This window comes from Arthrobacter glacialis (assembly GCF_002909415.1).
GTDB lineage: Bacteria > Actinomycetota > Actinomycetes > Actinomycetales > Micrococcaceae > Specibacter > Specibacter glacialis.
In genome coordinates this window covers 1-1,085 of sequence record NZ_PPXB01000031.1, presented here as the reverse complement: position 1 = coordinate 1,085, position 1,085 = coordinate 1, and the positions used below count along the sequence as shown (strand labels likewise).

The following is a 1,085-nucleotide window of genomic DNA, read 5'->3' as shown; positions in this document are numbered from 1 at the left end:
AGAGTAGGACACCGCCGGACAACACGTAAAAAAGGTAGAGGCCCCACACCACGGTGTGGGGCCTCCCTTGCTTTAACAACCACACACCCTCACGGCCACCCCACCACGGTGGCCACCGTCGTTTAACACCACGCCGCACCTCACCACGTCTCACTTCGCTGTGGCCGCCCTTTCCAGGGCGGCCCTTGCTGTTTAACCACAAGACCCACCGGTCTAATAACCACACGACCCGCCGGCCGGCTAGGTCCTAGGTGGTGGGTGTGCCGGCACGGCTAGGCGTGGACCCAGTGGTGGCTGCGCCGTGTGGGCGAGCTGCCCTGGTCTTGGCCCTTGCTGCCAGCACTGGTGGTGGTGGTGTGGGTTGTGAGGGTTGTGGTTTGTGGGGGATGAGGGTGGTGTGTGGTTGGTGGCGCCCGGCGGGGGAGTGCGGTTGGTGGTGGTGGGTGAGGACGTCAGCAATGACACACTCGGCTAGGGTGCTTGGCAGTGTCTATGCCGGGACTGCCGGCGTCGTTGAGGTCAACGGGAGAAGTGGGGCGGCAGTGCTCAGCGGTGCTCAGTGGGAACACTGCCACTGGTGGCGCTTTTGCTGGGGGTGTGGGGGCCTGCCTGGCAGGTGGCTTTTGATGGGTCGGGGGAGTGAGGGGGGTGCGTTGCTTGCTGTTTTGGGTAGCGGGGAGGGGGATTGTGTGGTGGTGGGGTGCCTGCAGGGCGGTGTTGAGGGGGTGTTTTCGGTGGTGTATCCTAGGTCTCATTTCGGGTATTCCAGGCCCCATAATTGGTGTGAACTCGGGGAAGTTACTCCCGGTGGTGACTGGTGCGGGAGCCTGTGAGGGCCTAGAGGGGGCCAGCTGGTTTGCGTGTTCGCTAAAAGGTGTGTATTGTTTTTCGAGTTGCCCCGCTCGTTGGGGGAACGAAAAACCCCCAAGAAGATGCCAGGTTTACTGGTGTTGGGTGGGTTGCCTCGGCACTGATCATCGCGGACTGTTTGTTGGTTTGGGTGTGTTGGCTGGGTGTGGTTGTTGTTTGAGAACTCAATAGTGTGCCAAGTTTTATTGATACCAATTTATTTATATTGAATTGGT

The 1,085-nt window shown here is 60.0% G+C and carries 1 protein-coding gene; it reads right to left on the bottom strand.

Annotation, left to right across the window (positions count from 1 at the left end):
- Window positions 1–867: 867 nt before the first annotated feature.
- The coding region (locus CVS28_RS20040; protein WP_207797267.1) for a hypothetical protein at window positions 868–1,085 on the bottom strand (218 nt) is incomplete at its 5' end.